The organism is Psittacicella hinzii (assembly GCF_003585935.1).
GTDB classification, from domain to species: Bacteria; Pseudomonadota; Gammaproteobacteria; order Enterobacterales; family Psittacicellaceae; genus Psittacicella; species Psittacicella hinzii.
On sequence record NZ_NRJG01000053.1, the window covers coordinates 1 to 25481 of the forward strand.

Consider the following 25481-nt stretch of genomic DNA (forward strand, 5'->3'; position numbering starts at 1 on the left):
GCCCGGGTGGCGGAATCGGTAGACGCAAGGGATTTAAAATCCCTCGAGGGCAACTTCGTGCGAGTTCAAGTCTCGCCCCGGGCACCATTCTTTTTAAGCGTGAATAGCTCAGTTGGTAGAGCATAACCTTGCCAAGGTTAGGGTCGCGGGTTCGAGCCCCGTTTCACGCTCCATTTTTTATTTAAATTTTAAGCGTGAATAGCTCAGTTGGTAGAGCACAACCTTGCCAAGGTTGGGGTCGCGGGTTCGAGCCCCGTTTCACGCTCCAGATTTTGCGTGAATAGCTCAGTTGGTAGAGCATAACCTTGCCAAGGTTAGGGTCGCGGGTTCGAGCCCCGTTTCACGCTCCAATTTAAATACCCAAAAGGACTTAGCAATGCTAAGTCCTTTTTTCTATTCTAAACTTTATATGAGCTGCACCACAATAAGTCTAAAGTTTAGAGGTTCTTACAACTTGGCATTTGTCTTTACTATACTTGTCCTAACTTTTATTAATTTTACCCCCAATTAGTCTCGGTTTTTACCGAATTATAGCGGTTTCTTGGCTTGTTTGGGTTATAATTAGATATAATTATTAAATCTATAATTTTAAACCTAGATATTTACTGTAGTTATTTTTTACTGGTGCTGGTAAAAAGTCTTAAGAATAGTTTAAGTAATACCTTATACCATTTATAAACTCAATAAAGCACCTTGACATCAAGTTATTTTAAACTCATTAGCTTAAACATATAGACTTAAACATATAGACTTAAAGCAACTTAATTTAACTCAACTTTAACTAAATTGATAAGCCATGATCACTTTTATGACCAGAAAGTGTGATCTGTTACCTAAATATCGACATTTTTAACCAGTAAATTAATAAGACATTTATAATATAACCACATACCCCAGAATATCTAAAAGCAAATCCAGTAATGTTTTTCCTTTAAGGAGAAACAGCACTCAAGATAAAGAATATATTATGGTAGAAACCCATTTACCCCAACCACAAACCATTGGTGTATTAGGAGCTGGTTCATATGGTACAGCTTTAGCCATTGCGTTTGCTAAAGTAATGCCAGTAATGCTTTGGGGACATAACCCAGAAGCCATGGCACAAATGGCAGAAAAGCGTGAAAACTCACAATACTTGCCTGGTATTACTTTTCCGGAAAAATTAGAAATTACCGCTGATTTAGAGCAAGTATGTGCTAAGTGTACTCTTTTACTCATTGCTGTACCTTCACATGCCTTACCTGAATTTTTACGTAGCATTAAACCAGTAATTAATGATTCTCATTTCTTACTAATTGCTTCAAAAGGTCTAGAACCAAAAACCGGTCGCTTCTTCTCGGACATTATTCCAGAAATATATCCAAACAATCGTTTTGGTTTTGTTTCTGGTCCATCATTTGCTAAAGAAGTAGCCTATGGTTGGCCAACCGCTTTAGCTGTAGCTTCGAAAGACATTAAGTTTATTCGCTATGAAATCTTTGCCCCTATGCATAAGATTCGTCAGCCTTTAAAATTCTATTATGTAGAAGATATGATTGGCTTACAAGTAGCAGGAGCAATTAAAAACGTCATTGCTATCGCTGTAGGTTTATCTGACGGCTTAGGTTTTGGTGCAAATACTCGTGCAGCTGTAATTACTCATGGCTTAGAAGAGATTTCAACCCTAGGTAAATTATACGGTGCTGAAGCAAGTACTTTCCAAGGTCTTTCAGGCTTTGGTGACTTAATTTTAACTTGCACCGATGACCAATCTCGTAATCGCCGTTTTGGTTTATTATTAGGTCAAGGCTATAGCCCTGAACAAGCAATCCAAATCATTGGACAAGTCGTCGAAGGCTATTACAACACACGCGAAACTATGACCTTAGCGCAAAAAGTAAATGCCGATTTACCTATTATCCAAAAAGTGTACGACATTCTTTTTAATAAGAAATCACCAAAACGCGCAGCTAGTGAATTACTCTTAAGTATTCACAATGGTGAAGGCAGCTTTACTAATTTATAAAAATCGTCCCCTCTGGTGCTACACCGAGGGGATTATTTAATTGCCTTTAAAAATAATACGCACAGCTAAAGCTAGGCGCTTACCTAAAGAAGTTTTCACCGGTTTAAAATCCGGACTAGCTAAAGTCAATTCTGGGAAGTTTTGTTGTCTTAAAGCTTCGTAAAGCATAATTGACACTGAATTAGCTAGATTAATTGAACGAGCGTATGCTGCCATTGGGATGCGAATCCGTCCATAAGTATGATTACGTACATGATCCGGTAAGCCACGACTTTCTGGTCCAAAGAGGAAAAAGTCATTTGGCTCGATTTTTATTTCTGAATAGGTTGTTGAACCTTTAGTTGTCAAACTAAAAACACGCGCTTGCGGGTTTTGTTGGACAAAGTCATCATATGAGTCGTACCATTTAATATGTACATACTCATGATAGTCTAAACCAGCACGACGCAGTTTTTTATCATCCATCTCAAACGGGATAGGTTTAATAATATGCAGCTGGGCATTGGCATTAGCGCATAAACGAATAATATTACCTACGTTGCCTGGTTGTTCTGGTTCAAAAAGTACTATATTGAACATAAGAGTGTAATTAGAAGCTATGATCTTGGCACTAATGAATAAGCATTAATGGTTAGAGATTAATAATTTCGGTACTAATTATTTAATAGTAAAGGGTGTAGTATTAACTACACCCTTAGTTTTAGGTAACGTCTAATTAGTTTTTGTTAACTTGTAAATTTAAACGTTCAGCGTTTTCTAATAAGAATTGTTGTTCGTAGCTTACGAATTGAATATGGAATTCAGGGAAGCCACCAGAAACGATTAATTGGTTCACAAATGCACGTAAGCTGTTGTAAATAATATCCGGTACAGAACCGTTTAAGAAGATTTGTGAAGCTAAATCGTTTTCGTCGCTAATTACTACTGTAGCAACTTCTTTTGCTTCAGCAATAAATACGTTTGTTTTGTCTTCTAAGTCGCAAGTTACGTTAATACCTAAAGCAACAGTGTAAACACCTTCATCATTTACTTTAGTAATTTTCACGTCATCTAATTTAACTGTAACGTGTGGTAAGCTGTCGCGACCTTGTAGAGCCATTTTATTAGGAGACTCAAAAGATGCGTCTACTAAGCGAATAGATAATACGCGATTAAACTTTGTTTGTTGTTCAGACATGTTAAAAAACTCCTAGAGATAATAATTAAGCTATTAATTTCAGCTGTAATTCTCGTATTAGTACCTAGTTAAAACTTGACTTGCAACTAGTTGTTGTTTTCTTGTTGCGCTTGTCTTTGTGCTAATGTTTCTTGGAAAATTGCACGGAAGTTTTGTGTACCTAGGTATAAAGGAGGCATACCTGAACGTAATAATAAGTTGTCTAAAGTGCTTACAATGTAAGACCATACTGTTGACGCTGCGTCAAAGTATAAAGCTTGTGGTTTTACATCGTTTGGTAAACCACGACATACATAGATTGCACCTTGAACAATTTCAAATTTAACTACTGGGTTTTCACGTGGACCAATTACTAGATTTAAGAAAACGTTTACATCTACTAAATCGTCTTGTAATAAATCTTGTACTTGCACGTCAACCGCAAAACCTACTTCAGTGCTTCTCGCATTTTCTTCTGCAGTCGCGTTTACTGGTAAGTTTTTGTCATTAAAAACGTAAGATAAATCTTTGGTATAAACACGGTGAATATTTAATTCAACAGTTTGTTGTTGTTCACTCATATTGTTTCCTTAATCAACGTTTAGAGTTATATAATCAAATTCTTCAGTGGATACTTACTTAGGTCTTTGCCTTTAATGTCTTAATCGTTATGAAGTAATGATTATGACTTGGCAAGTAAGCCCTAGCTTCCTCTGAAAGTAAAATCTTTTTCTCGATTATTATATAGAAAATTTTTGTGAGAAAGTAAAAAATAGCCACTGTTGCTGTTAAAGAGCAAATCTATTAGCTTGATTATATAGGTTTTTACTTTTTCCTGTTGCTATTCTAACACATAGCAGCGCATAATTATAGGGATATCTCTAAAATAACGCTTTTTCGCTCTCTGTGGCTCTTATTTTGAGATACTTATCGCAATTTGATAGCAATTTTTCGTAATTTTCTAATAATTGCATTGATAAACTACCAACGGCAAGTTAGCTCATCCGAACTGATTATCTTGTATCTTAGATAAAACGGGCAAAATGCCTAAGCAGGATCAGCTAAAACATCTTATACTTAGACAAACTCTAACACATTTAGTTCCATTTTTTATAAAATTATAATACCCCAATTTTACTTAAGCACAGCTCACACCAGATAACTTCTTAATATTTTCTTCTTATGGCTCTAATTCAAGTACTTCCTATTCAAGTCGCAAACCAAATCGCTGCCGGTGAGGTGGTCGAACGTCCAGCTTCTATTGTCAAAGAACTCGTTGAGAACTCAATTGACGCCCGAGCAACAAGTATTGTTGTTGACATTAATGACGGCGGTAAAAGTTTAATTCGCATTCGTGATAATGGATCAGGCATTCCTAAAGAACAATTAGATTTAGCTTTAGCACCGCACGCCACTTCTAAACTCCGTGCAATTGATGACCTTGCGACTATTGTAAGTTATGGTTTTAGGGGAGAAGCTCTTGCTTCAATTAGTTCGGTAGCTAAACTTACTTTAACTTCGCATGCTGCGCAAGCGGATATGGCATGGCAAATTTACAATCAAGGTAAAGAGTACCGTACTAACTCGCAGCCAGTAGCTCATCCTAAAGGAACTACGGTTGAAGTTGCTGAGCTTTTCTATAACACTCCGGCTCGCCAGAAGTTCTTAAAATCAAGCAATGTTGAGTTTAACCATATTGAAGATCTAGTTAGCCGCATGGCAATCGTGCGTCCTCATATTGACTGGACATTAACTCATAATGGCAAACAACGTTTACGTTTACCTGCTTTAGCAAAAGAGCAATATCGTGAACGCATTATGCAAGTATTACCAAGTTATTTTAGTGAACACTGCATTGCCTTAAAAGCACAAATTAGTCAATTTAATTTACGTTTAGAACTAATTGTTGATTTATCTTCAGCTTTAAGCAATAAAAGCTCTAAAATCCAATATAGCTACATTAACGATCGCATGATCAAAGATAAGGTAGTTATCAGTGCAGTAAAGCAAGCTTTTGAAGAGCTGTTTAATAACGTAAATTTAAACTACATTCTCTTTTTACACATTGACAGTAGTGCTATTGATGTTAATGTCCACCCTGCAAAAGCAGAAGTACGTTTTGTAGATGCTCATCTTGTGCATAGCTTTATTTTTCAAAATCTCTATGTACAATTAGCCAAAGTAAAAAACTTTGACCCTAAAATCGTTGATTTAGTTCTAAATACACGTAATGAAGATCGTAGCTTGATTGATCGTCAACAGCTAAGTGAACAAGATCTTGAACACTTAAGTGCGCAAGCTAAAGGACAAACAACTCTAGGTTTTAATCATCCGAGTAAAACTCAGACGTTAAACGCGAAAGAGCAAAGTCTTTCTAGCTCGAGTAATAAAGCAGCAACTACTAATCAACATCACGCAGGCAATAGTAATAAGCAAGACAAAATAACGCAGATTACTAATTACTTACAAGGGCAAAACCCAACTTTACAAAAGTCTGGTGCAAAACCACTTAATGCCGAGCCTACTAAACAGTTTGCGCACTTAGAACAACAGTTTGCAGAGTTACAAAAAATTCGCCTCCCTGCTAGTCTAGAGCAAGACGATGATGAAGCTCAAGCTCCTCATTCTTGGCAAGCAACTATTGACCATACTAAGCCTATTCAAACGGTTAGTACTCTTAAGACGCCTGAAAACCTTACAGTTCCTGATTTAGCTAGCTTAACAGAAGAACTTTTTACATTAGATCGTAAGCATAACGAACAAGACAATCAATATGCCGTAAGTGCAGAGGTTAAGTCATCTTTAACCACTGAAAACGAAAGTTCTGAACAAGCTTTTCTATTTGCCAAAACAAATGCAGCACAAACTGCTACAGCCACTTCCGATAAAGATTTAATCAAGAACTTAGAACTTGAAGAAGGTCGTGCAGAAAATCGTGGTAAAGATCTTAGTGAAGATCTTGCTGAAGATAATCAAGCAGACCTAAGCGAAGATCTAGGTGACGATCTAAATGAAGATACAGCTGCATTTGCTGAAATTAAACGTAAATTAGCTGCCGAGTTAGCACAGGTACATGAACAATCTCAAACTACTACACAGCCGCAAACCACTGCTTCTTTACATCAATTACATAGTCAAGCAGCTAAAACTAGTTATGATTTTAACTCTGCTGCAAACATAACGAGTAGTGTAGCTGCGGCACATGCAGGAAAAGATAGTATTTATTCTCGCTTTGCTGCAGAGCTTGAAGCTGAAGATTTTGCTTGTCGTAAAACAGAAGTAGCACAAAAATTTGGCTTTATTCCTTCTGAAAGATCAACACAGACTTTAGAAGTTACTGCTACTGCAGAAGAAAACACAACTTCTATCGCTACAATCGCAACTTCTACGGCTGCAACATCAGATACTAAAGATAGCGTACAAACTGCTACTTCTGTCACAACTACTAATCTACAAGCGCAAGCTTTAGCACTTAAACCACAACTTGAAAGTTGGTTTGCAGCTAAGCTAAATAAAGTTTTAGAGGGATCTAAGGTTAATACAGCTTCGCAAGCACTTACAAATCTAACCGCTGCGCAATCGAACAATGAGCAAGCTGATTTAGATCTGCAGACTACAAAACTTCTAAGTAAACAACAAGCTTTAACCTTAGAAAATTTATCTGATCTAAAATTTATTCTGCACAATCCTACTCTACAATTAGCAAGTTCTAACTTACTAACAATGTTGGCGCAGAATAATTTAGTTGTAAACCCTCAGGCTGTCTATTGGTTAACTCCAGAAGTAGTAACTGCTTATCTTAATGGTTTATTACAAACAGATTCTGCAAATAATGCTGCTAAACTCTTAGAGCAAGCATTAGAAGAACAAAATAAAGCTTATACTCAAAATATCCAATTCTTAACTACGCAAGAGCAACAAACGATTTGGCAATACCAGAATCAAGTGTTCCTCATTAGCAACAAAGAGTATTGTGAAGTACTAGCTATTCATTTACAAAATCTAAGCAAGGCTTTACAAACTTGGATAAATGGTAATGAGTTTGCTGCCAATCAGGCTATTACGCTTTTAGCAACTCAAGTTAGTGAGCAAATGCTTTCACAAAAACAGGTTCTTAAAGCTTCAACTTCTAACCTAGAACAGTCTGCTAAAGCACAAAATAATAAGCAGGTTGTTAAGAAGGATAATAAACTAGATCATAAGCACAATAATCAACAAGAATTTACCAGTACTAAGCAGCAAATTTTAGAGGCATATTGGCAAGAGTTTAAACAACTACCTAATTATTTACAACAATTAGCTGCATTTTTACAAACAGATAACTTAGCTAATCCAATAATCTTTAAAGCCATGCTTAATTTAGTTGGTAGTTTAAACATTATTGAAGATTATGAGCTTGTTATCCAACAATTAAAACAAGGCTCATTTAGAATACTTTAGTAAATTTTTAAGTGAAAATTACGTTATAATATAGCTCTAAAATCTTTGCTCAAACAACAAATCAGTGTTTTAACACTTCAAACTTCTATGACTAAACGTAAAAGTTTTTCTACTCTCCTTGTAAGCTCATTATTAGGTTTAAGCCTAGCTTCATGTGCAGGAGTAGCTGAATATAAACAACAAGCCGCCATTCCGATGACGCCTACTCCAGAACAAACTGTTAAAGAAAATGGAGTAGTATTAAACTCTCAAGGGATTGACTATGGTAAGGAATATCGTGCCTATAGCAACCCTGATATGGATCGTTTTCAACGCTTTAACCGTTGGGCAACAAATATCAACTTAAGCTACTTAGATAAGTATATTCTGCGCCCAATTGCGGTTTTCAATAATAAAGTTGTATCTCCTGATTTACAAAATGCTTTAGTAAATCTAGATAACTACCTAGATGAACCTTTCTCGCTGATTACCAACGTAGGTACTGGACAATTCAAACAAGCTGGTATTAACCTTGGTCGTTTAATTGTGAATGGGTTATTTGGTCTAGGGATGCTAGATTGGGGACAAGAATTAGGTATGGTAAGTAACGGTAATAACTTCGATTATTTCCTTGCTTACTATAATGTCGGTACAGGTTCATATATTATGATCCCAGCATATGGTCCAACTGTAACGCGTAAACTTGTTGCCTATACTTTAGTGCAAGGTGAAGCTAAATCTTTAGCGTATACTGCAGCATTAAACACTGCTGCAGGCTGGTACACTTTCCCATTAAGTATTTATAGTGGGATTGTCGCTCGTGGACAATTAATTAACCAAGAAGCAATGATTTTTAATTCTCCAGACCGCTACGCTACGTTTAAATCTGTATGGTTACAGAATTATAGCTTTAAACAATCTTTAGCAACAGCTACAAGTGTGCCACAAGCGACTGAACCTGCAGTTGATTTAGATTTATTAGATCAATTTAACTAATCTTAAAATCCAAGCTTTACAAGCTTGGATTTTTCTATATTTAAAGACCTTATTGTGTGGCAGAGATAAATCATGGTATTTTTTAAGTTCGTACAAAAAGTGATACACTACAAAGCAAAACTTCACCTCATAAAAACTACTGCAAAAAAGCTAGATCAAAAAATTAACCTTCACTAATACTAAAAAATAGTAAATCGACCGTCTAAAAAATAAAATTAAATATAATTTTATTTAGTCCACAAATTTAAACCTTGTATAAATACAAATTTAAGCACTTAATTTGGCCTTAATTTTAATTAAAATTTAATTTTAAAAGAATTTTAGCCAATTTCTCTTCATCTTTTGTTTCTTGATTTACAATCAGTTAAGAAAATTTTTAAAAATAACTCTTTACTTTAATTATTTACTCGTATATAATAGATCTCGTTAAGGAAAGAAAGGAAATAAAAAACAAAACAATAACTACTTATTCTTCTTACTTTCTTTTATCATTACAATTTAAACTTTGCGCCCGGGTGGCGGAATCGGTAGACGCAAGGGATTTAAAATCCCTCGAGGGCAACTTCGTGCGAGTTCAAGTCTCGCCCCGGGCACCATTTTTATCTTGCAAAGTTTTTAATTGCGCAATCATGCTTTATAGCATGATCTTTTTTTTGATTAAATTTTTCTAAAACCGTCAAGATGCTCTCCTGTAATTATTCTTGGCTGTTTTATAAAAGTTTAAACTTTTAGAAGTCATTAACTACGCTTGTAGTTATAAACCTAATAAAATACTCCGGAATTTACGTTCCGGAGTTTTTTTATTTTTTCTTATCGACAATCCATTCAGGACCTTCGAGAGGAATATTATCAATTACTAAATGTTTTTGCTTACGTAAATAATTCTCAAAAGCTTGAGAGTCACGTAAATCTAATACTTGAGCATTATATTTAGCACTGTTCAATACTACAGGATAACTATCACCACCTAAGGCTAAGAATTTGTTAATGGTTAAAGTGTAAACTTTTTCATCGTCAATAGGTTTACTTTTAATCCGGATATCCCAAATTCTCTTTTGGCTACGATTTACTTTAAAGGTTATACCGTAATAGTTAGGTTTACCACCATCTACCATGGCATAAATCTTTTGTAAATAAGAAGCTACTTGTGCTCCAGTTAATTTAACTGTTACTAAATAATTATTGTAACGAATAGCTTCACGGATCATTAAAGTGGTTACTGTACCTCGAGGGATATTGTTATCCACCGATCCTGAATTTACAATCGCAAAATCTGCATTAGTTTCAAGGGCTAAAGCTTTAGCAACAATAGTACCAAAAATACTTTCTTTAAAGCGCGACACCATTAAAGTACGATCAATTGTCCCTACAGGTTTATTTAGCCCGCTTAAAGCATGATTATAGTAGTTTTTTAGCACCTTGTCTAAAGCTGGATCTGGAGTTACAGGTGGAGCTGCGTCGGTAATTTTACCATCTTGCCCTACGTTCTTCACATTAACCGGATATAGCTGATACTTAACTAATTTCGATACCCCATTTTTAAACTCAAAATCAGCTTTACCTACGTAAAGACCATTGATATTAGCTGAAACAATTGGGATCTTATTAGCATAAGGTACAGTACAGGTCATCCCTGGACGATAATCTATTGCTTGTCCATAACCATTTACACAACCAAAGTTACGTGAATTAGCAGTTACAATTAAACTCACTTCTCCAGTGTTAATCATTTGCGCTAAGTTAAACGAACCATAATTCTTACCCTTAGCAATATCACCTAAAGGATTAAAGCCAAGGTGATCTAAAACGATGACTACATCAATCGGTGTAATTTGTTTAGCGTCAGCAATGGCTTTTTCTAAAGATTTAAACGGATCGAGAAAAGCAAAATGCTTAGTAGTATTAGGATTAGACTGATAAATGGTACTTTGTGGTGTTAAACCAACTACTAAGAAAGTCAAACCACCACGCTGAATAATTACGTATGGACGAAAGAACTCACTTAAAGTGCCATCTTCGTTTTTATATTTAACATTGGCACTAATTAAAGGAGCGTTTAAATCTTCTTTTTGGGAAACTAAAGATTCGAGCGGAATATCGAACTCATGGTTACCGGCAACTATAGCGTCGATATCCATCATATTCATGGCAAAGATATCTGCTCGACCTTGGAGGATTTCTGAAGCTAAAGTGCCTAAATTATAGTCACCACTATTTAAAAGAATGACAGGTGATTTTTGTTGTTTGCGGATATTATCAATTACAGTTTTAATTGCTGCATAACCACCTTGTCCAAACTGATCCGGCATAAAGTGCCCATGGATGTCTCCAAAGTGGACTACCGAGTAGCGGTAGATTTGATTAGGTTCATAGGCTATAGCTCTATGACTTGTAAGCAATAATAAAAGTAGCCAACTAAAAAGTTGTTTGCTACCTTGCCACCAAGTTCGCTGCATTGCCAACCTCATTAAAAATTGCAAAATAGAATTTGTGGTTTTAGAGGATAATTAATCACAGATGAGGATTAAGGAAGGAAAAGGTTGGACATAAAAACCTTAGTACTACCTAATAAAAAGTGTATACATTAATTAAAAACCACATGCTTAGGTTTCATATTATACTCCATTCAACATGTAGATGGCGCTTAAACTAAAATTAAGTTTTACGCAAGCAATTTTATGCCCACAATAATCACAACTGTTATTTTAGGCATTTTAAAAGAGGCTGTTTACACAGCCTCTTTTAACTTTGGAGTAAATTTTTAACAAGTTTAAAACTTGAAATTATTTAAAGGTTGGACCTTGAACTTCGATTTTGCTTACATCGATAACTGGGTTTTTTGCTAAATAATCAACGAATGCTTTAGCGTCGTTATAACCAGTATCTACATAAGTAGGGTTCGAAGTGATGTTAGGATAAGTATCACCACCGTTAGCTAAGAAGCTTAATACTACTAATTTGTATTTTTTGCTTGGATCAACTGGTTGACCGTTTACTTTAACATTATCAATGCGGTTTTCACTTGTGTAAGCATCAAAAGTTACACCTGCATATTGTGGGAAACCACCACCTTGGATAAAGGCGATTTTGCTTAAGTAGTCAACTAATTCATCACCAGTAAACTCAACAGTCGTTAAGCTATTAGCAAATGGTTGTACGATTAAAATATCACGGTAAGAGATATCACCTGCTGGTAATGGCGCACGTAAACCACCTGAGTTCATTACAGCCACATCAGCTTGCGCAATAGTTCTTTGTGCTTCAGCCGCTAAGTAACCTAATTTAGTTAATTGCGCACGTGAAGTAGTTAATTCTTCGCTTAAGTTACCAACTTTAACTGCTAATACTTCATTACCTTTATCTTGGTAAGTTTTTAAAGTATTGTATAAGTCTTTATCAGCTTCAACTGGAGTTGATGCTGGTTCATAGTAAGTTTTACCTTCAGCATCTTTTAAGCGATTTTTTAAGTTAACTGGAATTAATTCATAGTTAACTAATGTAGATTTACCATCTTTATATTCAAATTCAGCTTTACCTACATAGTTACCCCAGTAACCTGATTGTACGATTGGCATGCCGTTCGAATAAGGAACTTTACATGCATCACCTGGTTTGTAGTTAACTAATTCCCCTTGATCATCCACACAAGCGATTACGTGCGTGTGACCAGATACGAATAAAGCTACAGAATCTTGTGGTAGGTTTTGCGCTAAAGTGTAATCACCGTAAGGTTGAGCACCATGTTTACCATTTGGATAGTAACCTAAGTGGCTTAAAGAGATTACTACATCAGCTTTACCGTTTTTCTTCTCTGAATCAGCTTCTGCAGCTTTGAAAGCTTCAGTTGGATCAGTGAAAGTAAAGTCTTTAGTGTGAACTGGGTTTGATTGGTACTTAGTTGATGGAGTTGTTGTACCGATAATTAAGAAGTTTAACCCTTCACGATTAAAGTAAGTGTAACCTTGATAGAATGGTGCAGGATTACCATTAGCATCTTGATATTCAATGTTAGCTGATAATAATGGCATTGATAACCATTCTTTTTGTTTTAACATTTTATCAACTGTTACGTCGAATTCGTGGTTACCTACAGCTACAGCGTCAAAGCCAATAGCATTCATCCCAACCGTATCAGGTTGAGCAAATTGTAAATCTGATTCCGGCACGCCTGTATTAAAGTCACCAGCGTGTAATACAATTACCGCTTCGCCTTTAGCAGCCGCTTCTTTACGCACGTTATCAACGATTGTTTTTACATATGCAAAACCACCTTGACCATTTCTATCTTCCCAGAAGTGACCATGGGTATCGTTAACGTGAAGCACGATATATCTTTTTGGCTCTGCCGCTTGTTGCTGCTCTTGTGGAGCTGCTGCAGCTGGTTGTTCTTGTTTACAAGAGGTTAAACCTGTTAAAGCAAGACCTAGAGCAGTCGCCGTTAAAGCTAATTTAAAATAGAATTTTTTAGTTGCCATGTGAACCAGACTCCAGATTAAAAAAATAAAGTTTTTGGAGATTAACGTTTGTTATGAACTGTGAACAAACAGCAACGATAAAGCAAAGTTTGGCTCTTAATTACATATCAAGGCTTAGACCTTGCTTTGGCACTAGGTTCGAAAACTTCATGCACGTCATTAACTATTTGCCACCAGATTTACTATTTTTTAGTTATTACCTAAATAAAAGAATTTAGAACTTATACATGATTTTTTCTAAATTGGTAGTTTACAGATTAAACTACGATCGAGAAAAAGTCATGTCTAAACTTAAACTCTTTTGCCTAAGCATAAAATTAAACAACAATATTTGATTAATTTCGGCTTTAGTATAAACGAAAAAGAAGAGAAAAAAATAAAAAATATTGCAAAGTGTGATCCATGTCACACATTTGTTGTTTAATCTTGTTTAACTAAGGATAATTTTTCTTTTAGTTCACTCTAAAAATAATCAATTGTTGCTTGTCAAGCTAACACTTTATTCATGCTAAGTAGCTGATTTTAAGCTTAAATTAAGACATTCGGATTTAGGATTGCATTTGCAGTTAGCTCTAATGTGAAATTTTTGCTAGAGTCTGGAACTAAGACCTAAAATTTAGCAAAGAAAGCCTATTCACGTTAAAATAGATAAAACTATCCTTGATTATCAATTTGATTTATCCAATATGCAATTAGATTTTAGTGAGATTAAAGCCATTGCTGTTGATCTTGATGGCACTTCTCTTACCAGACAAGCCGTTCTCCATCCTTTTACTACCCAAGCATATAATGCTTTAATGCAAGCTGGTTATCAGTTAATTATTGCAACCGGACGTGGTGCTGATGATGTACCTATGCTCCGAGATTTAAATCTAGGCTATGCCTTAATTAACTATAACGGCGGAGTTATCACCATTCCTGAAAATCTAAGTCCACCAGGACCAACTCTTAGTCCAGAACAAATTAACACTCTTTACAACTTTAGTTACCCTGAAGATATTTGGGTTAACTTTTATACTGCGCACGAATGGTTTATGAAAAACGATTTTAGTGCAGAACAAGCTTATGCGATTAATACTTCGCGTTGCACTTTTTTACGTTTAGCTCCAGAACAAGTCAGTTCACAACCGGTAATCCGTGCTTATTTTGTAGATTCGGCTCGCATTCCAGGGCGCCTGAATCAAATAGCAGCCCAATTACAAGCATTACTTGGAGACGGCGTAAATATTGTCCGTTCAAGTCGTTACACTATGGAAATTACGCATCAGCAAGTACATAAACTAGCAGCATTAAAAACTTTATTAGCTTCCCGTGGCTTAGATGTAACTAAACATCTTATTGCTTTTGGTGATAGTATGAATGACATTAGCATGCTAACCGGAGCTAAATATGGCTTTTATTTAGAAAATACGCTCGATGAAGCGCGAGCTAGTTTAGAACAAGCTCCTAATTGCTACCAGATTGGTCATAATGCTAATTTAGCAACCGCTCGTTTTCTTAACCAAATGTTTAAACTAGGGATACCTGAACCTGCAGATTTAGTTTAAACAAGGCTAATTTAGCATAAGCTAAGGTTAATTTAGTCTAAGCAATGCTAATTTCGTTTAAGCAATGATAATTAAGATAATTTGCTAGTGTCATTATATTATCCAGTTTGCTTTTACTTACTGGTCTAGATAATTTAATCTACGATTAGTAGTAACTTTAAAAATTTTCCCACTCAACCTTAAGTGAGGCTATATGAGTCTAAACTTAACGCAATTAGATCTCTCGACAATTAAAGTTGTCGCTGTAGATCTAGATGGTACTTCTTTAAACGATGCACATCAACTTGATCCGTACACCGTAAAAGTTTACAATGCTTTAATGGCTAAAGGCATCAAACTAATCGTTGCAACCGGTAGAGGTGTAAATGACGTAGCCATGCTTGCTCCACTTACACCAGAATATGCTCTGATTACCTATAATGGTTCAATTATTGCCAAGCCTAGTGATTTAAATTATTGTCGTACTTTAGATCCTACTGCAATCAAGGCAATTTGTGACTATCCTTACGATCAAGATTTATTTGTAAATTTCTACACTAAAGATCTGTGGTTTGTAAATCAAAACCAAGAAGAACTAGCACGTTTCTACTCAAGTTCAGGTTCTAAATTTAGTTACAAATCTGCCAGCCATATGATACACGAACCTATTGTTAAAGTCTTTATTGTTGATCCTACCTACGAACATGATCGTTTAGCGAAAATTGCGCAAGACTTAACCTCACAAATTGGTACGCACGTCGAAGCTGTATTCTCTGGTACTTATTCGCTAGACTTTACGGCAGTTAAAGTTAACAAGCTTACGGCTATTCAAGCTTACTTAGATACCTTAGGTTTAACTGCTGATAATCTAATTGCCTTTGGGGATAGTATGAACGACTATGCCATGCTAACAGGAGCTAAATACGGTTTCTATTTAAGTAACACTCCCGAATTTATTAAACAACAAATCCAACCTCATACTAATTGTATAGCCATTGGTAGTTATCAAGATTTAGCTACGGCTAAAACTCTAAATCAACTATTTAATTTAGGTTGTGATGCATAAAAGCTATGCAACACTGCTTGAACTTAAGTAAAACTAGTTGCGCATAAGCTTTTAGTTTTACGAATCATAGATTTATCTTTGCTTGAGCTCAAGAGATAATACTGGCGTTTATCTCTTGAGCTTTTTTGTGCCTCCTAAAGTATATTTACTGGGTATTTCTTATTTTCACTAAGCTCTAAAATTATGCTGAAAAAGGTAAAAATAAGCGTAAAAAAACGGCTTGATAATTTTAAAATCTTACGGACAATAAACTTTTTTCTCTTCTTGCGGAAAAATAAAGCAAAAAATCGAAATATTAACGTCTGTTAATCTTTTTGGTGCTGTGAAAAAATTTGGAAAATTATCATCTTTTTCAAACTACTAAAAACATACTAATAAAAAGTTCATAATATTCAATCCCTTTCTTTAAAGCATACATCACAGTTTTTAACACCTTTTATCAGTAATAACCACAAGATTAATATGGTTAAAAGTGGTCACCAGACCACTTTTTTCTCTTTCCTATTTTCTTTAGGAGCAAAAAAGTCGATAATGTAACTAGAGAAATAAATAAAAAAATAATATTTTTTAAATTTATTCTGCAAACGAGAAATATTCAGAATAGATTCGTTTTTCCTAACATGTGTAAATCAAGATAAACATGATATAGACACTAGGTAAACTCCGAACTTGCCTAGCTTTAAACGTTTCATCTTGCATTAACGCTTAAGTTTTACTTAAGTATATTTTCTTACTAGCGAACTTATTGGAGAAGATATGTCCGTGGTTTTCATTGTTGCTACTCACGGAGTAGCGGCTAAACAGCTACTTGCTACCACTGAAATGCTTTTAGGGCAACAAGAAGGGGTACATGCTGTTGACTTTGTTCCAGGTGAAAATGCTGACACTCTAGCAGCAAAATATCGCGAGATTATGGCGCAATACCCAGAAGAGCAAGAGTATTTATACCTTGTCGATTTATGGGGTGGTAGTCCATTTAATGCTGCTAACATTGCTGTAGGTCAAAATCCGAAGGCAGTGATTGTAACCGGAGTTAATATTCCGGCACTATTAAATGCTTTCTCAGCACGTGATGATGAAGAATTACCACTAGCTGAAATTGCTGAAGAAGCGGTTAAAGGCGCAAGACAAGGCGTGAGAGCTATTACTAACGGTGAGGAGATTTTAAAAGCTAGCGCAACTGCTCCTGCTCCTGCAGCTCAAGCTCCAGCTGCTAATGCCCCAACTAATGCTGCTCCAGCATATAATGGTCCATCAAAAATTGGTTCTAAAGTTATTGAACCTTTAGAAACTGATAAACACTTTACTATCGGTCTTACTCGTATCGATGACCGTTTAATTCACGGTCAAGTGGCAACTGTATGGACAAAAGTTTCGAATGTTAGCCGCATTTTAGTGGTTAATGATGATGTAGCTAAAGATAAAGTACGTGCTACCATGCTAAAACAATCTGCACCTCCAGGTTTAAGTGCGCACGTTTTAGACTTAGCTAAAGCGACGCGTGTAATGAACAACCCTGAATATGCAGGTGAACGCTTTATGCTGCTATTTACTAATCCAACTGATATTTTAACTTTAGTTAGAGATGCTAAATGGCCTATTAAAGAAGTAAACGTAGGTGGTATTTCTTTTAAAGATGGCAAGATTAACTTAACTAAAGCTGTAAACGTAGGGCAAGAAGATATTGCTTCGTTTAAAGAACTTGACAAACTAGGCGTAAAACTAGAAGTTCGTCAAGTGGTAAATGAAAAATCAGTTGATCTCATGAAAATCTTTGCAGATAAAGGAATTTAGTAGGAGCACTACATGGATATTAGCATTCTTCAAATTGTACTACTGTTCGTAGTTTGTACAATTATCGGGATTGGTTCTATTTTCGATCAGTTCCAAACTCACCGTCCTCTAATCGCATGTACAATGGTAGGTGCTGTTCTTGGTGATATGCACACAGGTATCGTTGTAGGTGGAGTATTAGAATTATTAGCTTTAGGTTGGGCAAACATCGGTGCTGCCGTAGCTCCAGACTCAGCTTTAGCTTCTGTAATTTCAACTATTCTCGTAATTGTTGCTGGTCAAGAACGTGAAACGGCCATCGCTTTAGCTATCCCATTAGCAGCAGCAGGTCAAGTATTATCAATCGTAGTACGTGCAATTTCAGTTTCGTTACAACACGGAGCTGATAAAGCAGCTGCTACTGGTGACTTTAAATACATAACGTTCTACCACAATATTGGCGTACTTCTTTACTCTTTACGTATCTCTGTAATTGGGGTAATCGTAGCCCTAACTGCTGGTACAAGTGCGGTACAAGACCTAATTAATGCGATCCCACCTGTAATTACTAACGGTCTAAACGTTGCTGGAGGCTTTATCGTGGTAGTAGGTTATGCAATGATCATTAACATGATGCGTGCAGGTCACTTAATGCCATTCTTCTTCCTTGGCTTCGCTACAGCTGCATTCACTAACTTCAACCTAATTGGTATGGGTATTATTGGTCTATGTTTAGCTATTCTGTATGTACAAATTCATCCAAAATACAACAAAGCTAACAATGGTGGCCAAGCAGCTGCAGCTCCGCAACAAAATCTTGCAGACAACCGTTTAGATGACTAAGGGAGAGTTGACATGTCTACAAATAATAAACAAGAACTACGCGTTACTAAAGCAGATTTAACTAGTATGTTCTTACGCTCAACTTCTCTCCAAGGGTCTTGGAACTTTGAGCGTATGCAAGCTTTAGGTTGGGCATACACTTATTTACCAATCTTAAAACGTTTATATCCTGAAAATAACGAAGAACGTAGAAAAGCAATTAAAGCGCACTTAGAGTTCTTTAATACGCAACCGTTTGTAGCTGCTCCAATTTTAGGGATGGCTGCTTCGTTAGAAGAGAAAAAAGTTAATGGTGCTGACATTGACGCTAGTGCAATTAACTCAGTAAAAGTAGGGATGATGGGACCTCTAGCTGGGGTGGGTGACCCAATTTTCTGGGGTGCAGCTCGTCCAATTTTAGCAGCTCTAGGTGCTTCTTTAGCTGTTGACGGCTCATTATTAGGTCCTCTAGTATTCTTCGTCGGTTTCAACTTAGTACGTTTATTAACTCTTTACTACGGTATTCTAATTGGTTATAAACAAGGGGTGAACTTAGTACAAGACGCTTCTGGTGGTTTATTACAAAAAATTACCGAAGGTGCTTCAATTCTTGGTTTATTCGTAATTGGGGTACTAGTTAATAAATGGGCAAAAGTGAATGTTGTAATTCCTATGCCATCAGTTGATCCAAACAATCAACAAACATTCCAATCAGTATTTGATAGCTTAATTCCAGGTCTATTACCTTTACTCTTAACTTTCTTATGTATGTGGTTATTACGTAAAGGTGTATCACCAATTACGCAAATCTTTGGTGGTTTTGCCCTAGGTATTGTTGGTTACTGGTTAGGTATTTTAGGTTAAGAATTAACTAGTAATTAATGGCTAGGTAAATTAATTACGGCTCACTTAACTTAAACACAAGCTTTAACCCCGAGAAGATAACTTCTCGGGGTTATTGCGTATTTAAATTTTAGGCAATTTAAAGTCTGAGGCTTTAAGATCTAAGGCTTTAAGCACTTTATTACGATGGCGAATAAAGTCGTAAATAAAAACCTTAATTCGCGCTAACAAAGGGATTATGTTCGCGCTCGTAATTAATAGTTGTAGTTGCACCATGACCCGTATACACTAAATAATCTCCATTAGTTGTATCTAGGGTATATAGTTTTTGTTGGATTGCATCTTTAAGTGCCTCAAAGCTGCCTCCAGGAAGATCGGTACGACCTACTCCATCTCTAAAGAGCACGTCACCAGCAATGACAAAACGATTAGCATGGTTTACTAATACGCCGTGACCTGGTGAATGTCCTGGAGTAAAGAGGACTTGAAACTCTAAACCAATTAAATTTAACACTTCATTTTCTGCAAAAAAGCGATCACCTAATTCAGGTTGCGGCACAAAGTCTTCAACTTGGTCTGGTAAGCCAAATTCAGCACAACGTCTTTGTACTTGACTAAAAAATGGTTCGTCTTGCACAAATGGACCAATTACCGGTACTTGTTTAGGTAATAAACGACGTAGTTCACTAATCCCACCTATATGGTCAAAATGTCCGTGTGTAACAATAATGGCCTCAATTTGGCAGCCTAGCTCTTGAATAAAGTTTGCTAGTTCTTGGGCATTTGCGCCTGGATCAACAATAAAAGCTTGCTTTGTATCTTCATTAAGGAAAATACGACAGTTTTGTTGGATAGTTCCTACCGGGATAGTAAATACTTTTAAATTTGAAGAATTCTGTTCTGACATGAGTATTTTTCTCTAAAGTTGCTCTGCAAAGGTAGATAGCTTTATGCTAAACTAACTACTCTCTTAGTTATAGGGGTAATTCTTTGCGATTTATTATAACTTATCAGTAGACTAATGATTACACTCTTATACAAATTCGTAAGTTATCTCCCCTAAAACTTAGCCGATCATATATAATATTAGGCGTTTTCCAAATTAACGTATCTACTTAACTTCCCCATTCTACTTAGCATGAAGTTTGCTTATTGTCTATTTTCGACATTTGCCCGTTTATGGCAAATTATTAGTATTATTCTTTTGAGTTGTTTTTCCGCTCCCTTGGCATTAGCAGCTACGATCGATAGCATTAGTAACATTGCTAAAACTCACGACCAAGAAGCATGGTTAATCTCTTATACTGGACGACAAACACACACCCCAGTTTTAAGTTATGATAGCCAAAAAAGTCTCTTAACTTTAAAGTTTACCAACGATAGTTTAGGTAGTAATATTAAATATCCTTTACGTATTGCCAACTCGGTTTTTAACCGTATTGACTATAGCGTACAAGGTCGTACCACTACTATTAACTTTTATCTCAACTCACCAGCCAATGCGCAAATCATTAAAGATGGACATGCGTGGAAGCTAGTTGTCGCTTATACCGCTACAGTTAATATTCCGCCGATTATTGTTGCCATTGATGCCGGACACGGTGGTAAAGATCCGGGAACTATCGGTTTAGTATATCGTTTATATGAGAAAAACGTTACTTTCGATATTGCTAAACGTTTATATGCTCTCTTAGAGTCAGATCCTAATTTTACGCCTAGATTAGTACGTACTAAAGATACGTACATCCCTGTACCAGATCGTTCAGAGATCGCTCGTAAGCATAAGGCTAATTTATTAATTTCAATTCACGCCGATGCGTCACCTAATACTTCAGCCTTAGGTGCATCTGTATGGGTATTATCAACTACGCGCGCAACAACCGAAACCGGTCGTTTACTTGAACGCCAAGAACAACAGAGCTCATTACTTGGTGGTACAGGTGAAGTATTATCTAACAACAGTAAAATCGCGCGTGACGTAATTGATTTATCATTTACCCAGCAACAACAAGTTTCTACTTTATTAGCCCAATCAATTCTTAATCAGATGGCTAATATTACCAACCTCCATAAACGCAGCCCACAATATGCTTCGCTGGGAGTGTTAAAAAGTCCAGATATTCCTTCAATTCTAATTGAAACAGGTTTCCTTTCGAACCGTGTGGAAGAAGGACGTCTAAATACGACTACTTATCGTCAAAACATTGCCCAAGCTATTTACAACGGTTTAGTGAACTTTCGTAGCAATAACTTAAGCATGTACATTAGTCATGCAAAAATTGCCGAAGTGGTTGTACGTGAAGATCGTACAAGCTCTTCAAGACTGGCTAATGTGAAGTCTGATACTAATGCTCCAACGCAAGTAGTTGGTACTAAACCATATACTGTAGTTAAAGGTGATACTTTATATGGTCTTGCTGATAAGTTTGGTGTAGCTTATAGTCAAATCGTACAGGTAAATGATTTCAAAGGTGAAACTATTTACGTAGGACAAAAAATTAAGATTCCTGTAGTGCAATCAGCTGCTTTACCTGAAGTTGCTAATAACGTTGACTATAACAAGACCACTAGTTATAAAATTAAAGCTGGTGATACTCTAACTAAGATTGCCTATGCGCATCAATTAACTCTTGAGGATTTACTTAAAGCTAACCCTAACGTTGATCGCTCTAAACCGATTTACGTAGGCATGAACTTAAATATCCCAAGTGCGCATGTGGCTGCTGATAACGACGATGATTATGAATCAGTAACACGTTTAGTTGATTCTGGGGTAACGCATAAAGTACAAAAAGGTGAAAATATTACTTTAATTGCTAAACGTTACTCAATTGACTTAGACGACTTAGCTGCATTCAACGCCGTTAATCCGCATAAGATATTTGCCGGTCAAGTATTACGTATTCCACAAATTGTAGTGGTGAAACAAAAAGTTACGAGTGATAGTAAAATCTCAAGTACCACCACTCCAACTAAAGCCCCTACGAATAGTGGGAAGAATACGGGAACTAATAAACCTGTAAGCACGCAAACTCCAGTAACTAAAACCGCGACGCAACCTGCTAAAACAGCTCAATCTAGCAAAACTACGCAAGAAGCTAGCAAAGCAAGTGCTAATAGTCAACGTCAAGTTACTACTTATACGGTACAAAATGGAGATAGCTTAACCTCTATTGCCCGTAAGTTTAAGATGACAATTAAAGAGTTAAAAGAACTAAACAACATTAAACGTGATGTGGTATATAAAGGTGAAAAACTGAAAGTATACGCTCTTACTAACTCACGTCGTCGTTAAGCAAACTTAAGTCGTAGTTCATCGAACTTAAGTAGTTGTTAGTACAAGTTTAACTTTTACCTTGCACTTAAATATAGTGCTAGAAATTGTATTTCGAAAATTACATACAAATAAAGACCTGGATATAGATCCAGGTCTTTATTTGTATTTAAGGATTAACCTTTTTTGTTTTTGTTTCGATTGTTTGTCGCTTTTTTTGTGTCTTTCGCAGGAGCTTTATCGCTTTTAGCTGTTTTAGCTTTGCTGTTTTTGCTAGTTTGCGTAGCGGTTTCTTCGCTAGGAGCTTTTTCACTAGTCGCTTTTTCACTAGGAACTTTCTCGCTAGCAGCTTTTTCGCTCTTCGCTGTATCTTTAGCAGATTTTGCTTCTTCTTTAGCAACTTCTGCTTTATTTACTTGCTCATTAGCGCTAGCTTTGGTTGCAGCATTAGCTTCAAGCTCTTCAATTACTCCGCTTTTAGTTACTACTTTATCCGCAAACTCTTGTTCAGCTGTAGTTGCTTGCGCTTCTACAATCTCAACTAATTGTCCTTGCGCTTTATTTTCATTAGCAATTGCAGTTTGGGCACTTGCTTGTTGTTTAGCATAAGCTTCAGGAGAGAGTTTTTCATGCGCTTCACGTGATAATTCAACGGCTGCTTGACTCACTTGGTCAAATGCTAAGTTAAATACATCAGCCGCTAAAATCGCACTTGGACGTAAAGTTTCACCATGCGTAGGTAAGACATCTGAACTTAAATCGAAACGACGGTAGTTCACAACTGTTTGTTGCAGAATTTGACGACGTGGACTTAATTCTAATTCGCCTTTTACAGCTTTTTCGTGTAAGTAACCAGCGTTAATCCAAGAGTTTACTTTCTCTTCGATTGTACGTAATAAATCTTGGATAACTTCCGCATCTAAGTTTAATTCTTCTTGTTTCGATAATTCTACCCCAATTTGAATTAAATCTGGAGCAATGTAACCACATAACCATAACCATTCAACTGGTAAGAAGATATTAGTGTAACCTTGTTCTAATAACTCATTAGTATCTACTAATTGTCCTAGAACATTGTTATGTAAATCTATTAACAGTTGGAAATAGAAGGCTAAAGCGTCTGGTTGCGTTTCAGCAAGATTTAAGATTGTGGTATCTAGAATACATGGATTGATAAGCGTATAGAGTAGATCTGATGGGATCTTCGCTACTAATTCGTTATCATTTTCACGGTTTAGTTTGAAGAAGTAGTCTTGACGCGCTTGGCTAATTTCACCTGTAAAGGCTTCGCGTCCATACTCGAGCACATATAAATAGTATTGGTCAGGTAAGAAAGCATTATCTCCTAGAGCAAAAACGTTTACATACTCTAACCATTTATTAATCGCCCATTGTTGTACTTTTTTGTTTACCACCGGACTACATGATAAACGTAGTAATTGTACAGGGCTTAGTTGACCTAGAGCCGGCACTTGTAAACTATCATCCTTAATGTGCTCTTCGGTTAAACCTGCAATTAACTCATGATGTTGTTGAATAAAGTGCTCTAAACCAAATAGCTGTTGGTTTACGTCAGGTGTAGCGTTCAAAATATTTTCAGGGAAACAGTGGAAAGTAAATTTCACAAAGTTTTCTGAAATATTATTCGCTAACTCTTGTAATTGTTCTTGATCTTCTAAACCAACTACGTGCGCTAAAGCATTTACCCAAATATTGGTAAACTCATTAGCAAATGCTTGCGCTTGTAGCTGCACGTGTTCTTCTTCACCGTTAAAGGCATTTAACACTAAAAGTAACTTACAAGATACGTTCCATGACATATCTGGATTAGTAGTTACATTGGTGATAACTTGGCTTCCGGCATAACCAAAGCGACGATATAAGTCAGCTAATTGTGGGAATTGCACAAATGAAGCAAATGTATCACGGAATAACTCAACCGTTTCTTTTAGAGATAAACCTACACTATAAGGTAAACCTAAATCTAAGAGCGCAACTTGTTTAACCGTTTGTTGGTTAATAAAGTTCACGTCAAACGTCATACGTTGATGGAACGTAGTAATTGCGCGATGAATAGATGTAGGTAAAATATTTTGTTCTGGTGAGAAGTATGTACCAGTTAAACTCGCTTGATTGTTCGAGTTTTTATATAAGAAAACATATGGTACATATGGTGAAGCAGCAATTAAGCCGCTTTTAGCTAGATTTAAAAAGGTTTGTTGTTTAGTATCACCAACATTTACTAAGTGATCGAATACTAAACCTTTAGCTAGTTGTTCAACCGTACGTAAAATAGCGTGGGGAGGATTTAAACTAGGTGCCACAGCTTGCACAACTTCGTAATACGGACGATTAGCTAATTCTGGAATTTGTGGTTTATGAAGAAAATCATCAAGAATGAATGACATAATTTTATTCAATAATTAGGCAAAAAGTAACGAACAAAGGTACGATTCGCACCTGTTGATACTTGTTGCAAACATAATGCACTGATAGTTATGTTGCTAAGATCAAGATAAAAAGATCGAGAGAATAGCGCTGAAGTTTGTTGTGATTAGTTGTGAAGATATCATGAAAGCTTATCTAAGCAATCCACACTTTACTTCTTACTTCATGATTATTCAATCTCATAAAGATAGCCAAGCATAACTAGTTTTTGGTTGTCGTACAAGATAGATGTATAAGGTTAAGACAACACTGAATTCACTTAGACACCGCTATAAGAGATTTAGGATCAAAAGATCGACTATTTGCGGCTCTAAAGCTCATTATACAATAAATTCTTACCCCTCAAAAGGCTATTCCTTGAAAATCTCTAGAATTATCGCCTTTTATGCCTTTAGGAAAAAGCTAAACCAGCAATTGGCTTATAAAGAGAAATTAAAAACTCACAAAGTAACAATTTAATCCAAATTTCTCTGCTACTTAGTTACTTTTAGGTACTTTAGAAAGCTAGATCCATTTATTGTCACGACAAAAGACAATTAAGGCAAAAAATCAGCTCTGACAAAAGTAAAAAGTTCTTACTTAATTGCGCACTAAGTTTTTAAATTTTTCTCACTTTGAGCCACAATTATCAAACCTAATTAAAACCTGACTTATTCAGTCTGAGCTGTACCCCAAAAA

16 protein-coding genes and 5 tRNA genes are annotated in these 25481 nt (G+C 36.1%); 14 read left to right on the forward strand and 7 right to left on the reverse strand.

The genetic code is table 11. The annotated features are described in order from the left end of the window. From CKF58_RS03360 to CKF58_RS03380, 5 genes are all read left to right on the forward strand, one after another. A tRNA-Leu gene (locus CKF58_RS03360) sits at positions 1-87 on the forward strand. 10 nt (positions 88-97) lie between these two features. Beyond that, positions 98-173 (forward strand) — tRNA-Gly (locus CKF58_RS03365). A gap of 19 nt (positions 174-192) precedes the next feature. Beyond that, positions 193-268 (forward strand) — tRNA-Gly (locus tag CKF58_RS03370). A 6-nt stretch (positions 269-274) separates the two neighbouring features. Further along, positions 275-350 (forward strand) — tRNA-Gly (locus tag CKF58_RS03375). Between the two features lie 617 nt (positions 351-967). Continuing rightward, positions 968-2005 (forward strand): NAD(P)H-dependent glycerol-3-phosphate dehydrogenase, encoded by a 1038-nt coding sequence (locus tag CKF58_RS03380; RefSeq protein ID WP_119530967.1) that lies wholly within the window; start codon positions 968-970, stop codon positions 2003-2005. 36 nt (positions 2006-2041) lie between these two features. Here the strand turns inward: CKF58_RS03380 and CKF58_RS03385 are convergent, their stop codons facing one another. The 3 genes from CKF58_RS03385 to CKF58_RS03395 form a co-directional block, all read right to left on the reverse strand. Next, on the reverse strand, positions 2042-2584 hold the full coding sequence (locus CKF58_RS03385; RefSeq protein ID WP_119530969.1) for a tRNA (cytidine(34)-2'-O)-methyltransferase: 543 nt from the start codon (positions 2582-2584) through the stop codon (positions 2042-2044). A 136-nt stretch (positions 2585-2720) separates the two neighbouring features. Then, positions 2721-3182, reverse strand: coding sequence for a protein-export chaperone SecB (locus CKF58_RS03390; RefSeq protein WP_119530971.1), 462 nt, complete (start codon positions 3180-3182; stop codon positions 2721-2723). An 86-nt stretch (positions 3183-3268) separates the two neighbouring features. After that, positions 3269-3742 carry a protein-export chaperone SecB gene (locus tag CKF58_RS03395; protein ID WP_119530973.1) on the reverse strand — a complete coding sequence of 158 codons (474 nt, stop codon included), beginning with the start codon at positions 3740-3742 and terminating at the stop codon, positions 3269-3271. Between the two features lie 601 nt (positions 3743-4343). Between CKF58_RS03395 and mutL the strand changes: the two genes are divergently transcribed. The 3 genes from mutL (at position 4344) to CKF58_RS03410 (ending at position 9172) form a co-directional block, all read left to right on the forward strand. Further along, a complete protein-coding gene (mutL, locus tag CKF58_RS03400; protein ID WP_119530975.1) occupies positions 4344-7601 on the forward strand; it encodes a DNA mismatch repair endonuclease MutL in 3258 nt (1085 codons plus the stop codon). A gap of 87 nt (positions 7602-7688) precedes the next feature. Next, positions 7689-8576 (forward strand): MlaA family lipoprotein, encoded by an 888-nt coding sequence (locus CKF58_RS03405; RefSeq protein ID WP_119530977.1) that lies wholly within the window; start codon positions 7689-7691, stop codon positions 8574-8576. A 509-nt stretch (positions 8577-9085) separates the two neighbouring features. Beyond that, positions 9086-9172, forward strand: a tRNA-Leu gene (locus CKF58_RS03410). A gap of 204 nt (positions 9173-9376) precedes the next feature. On the opposite strand, the gene CKF58_RS03415 is transcribed toward CKF58_RS03410, so the two are convergent. Then, complete coding sequence (locus CKF58_RS03415) at positions 9377-11032, reverse strand: bifunctional metallophosphatase/5'-nucleotidase (protein WP_222987681.1); 1656 nt, start codon at positions 11030-11032, stop codon at positions 9377-9379. A gap of 327 nt (positions 11033-11359) precedes the next feature. Beyond that, a complete protein-coding gene (locus tag CKF58_RS03420; RefSeq protein ID WP_119530981.1) occupies positions 11360-13051 on the reverse strand; it encodes a 5'-nucleotidase C-terminal domain-containing protein in 1692 nt (563 codons plus the stop codon). A 686-nt stretch (positions 13052-13737) separates the two neighbouring features. Between CKF58_RS03420 and CKF58_RS03425 the strand changes: the two genes are divergently transcribed. The 5 genes from CKF58_RS03425 to manZ all read left to right on the forward strand — a co-directional run bounded on the left by CKF58_RS03425 (position 13738) and on the right by manZ (position 19102). Next, a complete protein-coding gene (locus CKF58_RS03425) occupies positions 13738-14598 on the forward strand; it encodes an HAD-IIB family hydrolase (RefSeq protein WP_119530983.1) in 861 nt (286 codons plus the stop codon). 193 nt (positions 14599-14791) lie between these two features. Then, the gene (locus CKF58_RS03430) at positions 14792-15643 is read left to right on the forward strand and encodes a Cof-type HAD-IIB family hydrolase (RefSeq protein ID WP_119530985.1); all 852 of its coding nucleotides are present in this window, start codon (positions 14792-14794) and stop codon (positions 15641-15643) included. A 756-nt stretch (positions 15644-16399) separates the two neighbouring features. Then, a complete protein-coding gene (locus CKF58_RS03435) occupies positions 16400-17437 on the forward strand; it encodes a mannose/fructose/sorbose PTS transporter subunit IIA (RefSeq protein ID WP_119530988.1) in 1038 nt (345 codons plus the stop codon). 12 nt (positions 17438-17449) lie between these two features. Then, positions 17450-18259 carry a PTS mannose/fructose/sorbose transporter subunit IIC gene (locus tag CKF58_RS03440; protein ID WP_119530990.1) on the forward strand — a complete coding sequence of 270 codons (810 nt, stop codon included), beginning with the start codon at positions 17450-17452 and terminating at the stop codon, positions 18257-18259. Between the two features lie 12 nt (positions 18260-18271). Continuing rightward, the gene (manZ, locus tag CKF58_RS03445) at positions 18272-19102 is read left to right on the forward strand and encodes a PTS mannose transporter subunit IID (protein WP_119530992.1); all 831 of its coding nucleotides are present in this window, start codon (positions 18272-18274) and stop codon (positions 19100-19102) included. 193 nt (positions 19103-19295) lie between these two features. On the opposite strand, the gene CKF58_RS03450 is transcribed toward manZ, so the two are convergent. After that, complete coding sequence (locus CKF58_RS03450; protein ID WP_119530994.1) at positions 19296-19988, reverse strand: MBL fold metallo-hydrolase; 693 nt, start codon at positions 19986-19988, stop codon at positions 19296-19298. Positions 19989-20219: 231 nt separating this feature from the next. On the opposite strand from CKF58_RS03450, the gene CKF58_RS03455 reads away from it, so the two are divergent. After that, the gene (locus tag CKF58_RS03455; protein WP_119530996.1) at positions 20220-22376 is read left to right on the forward strand and encodes a LysM peptidoglycan-binding domain-containing protein; all 2157 of its coding nucleotides are present in this window, start codon (positions 20220-20222) and stop codon (positions 22374-22376) included. Positions 22377-22531: 155 nt separating this feature from the next. Here CKF58_RS03455 and CKF58_RS03460 read toward each other — a convergent pair whose 3' ends face one another. Next, positions 22532-24763, reverse strand: coding sequence for a hypothetical protein (locus CKF58_RS03460; protein ID WP_119530998.1), 2232 nt, complete (start codon positions 24761-24763; stop codon positions 22532-22534). Positions 24764-25481 lie beyond the last annotated feature (718 nt).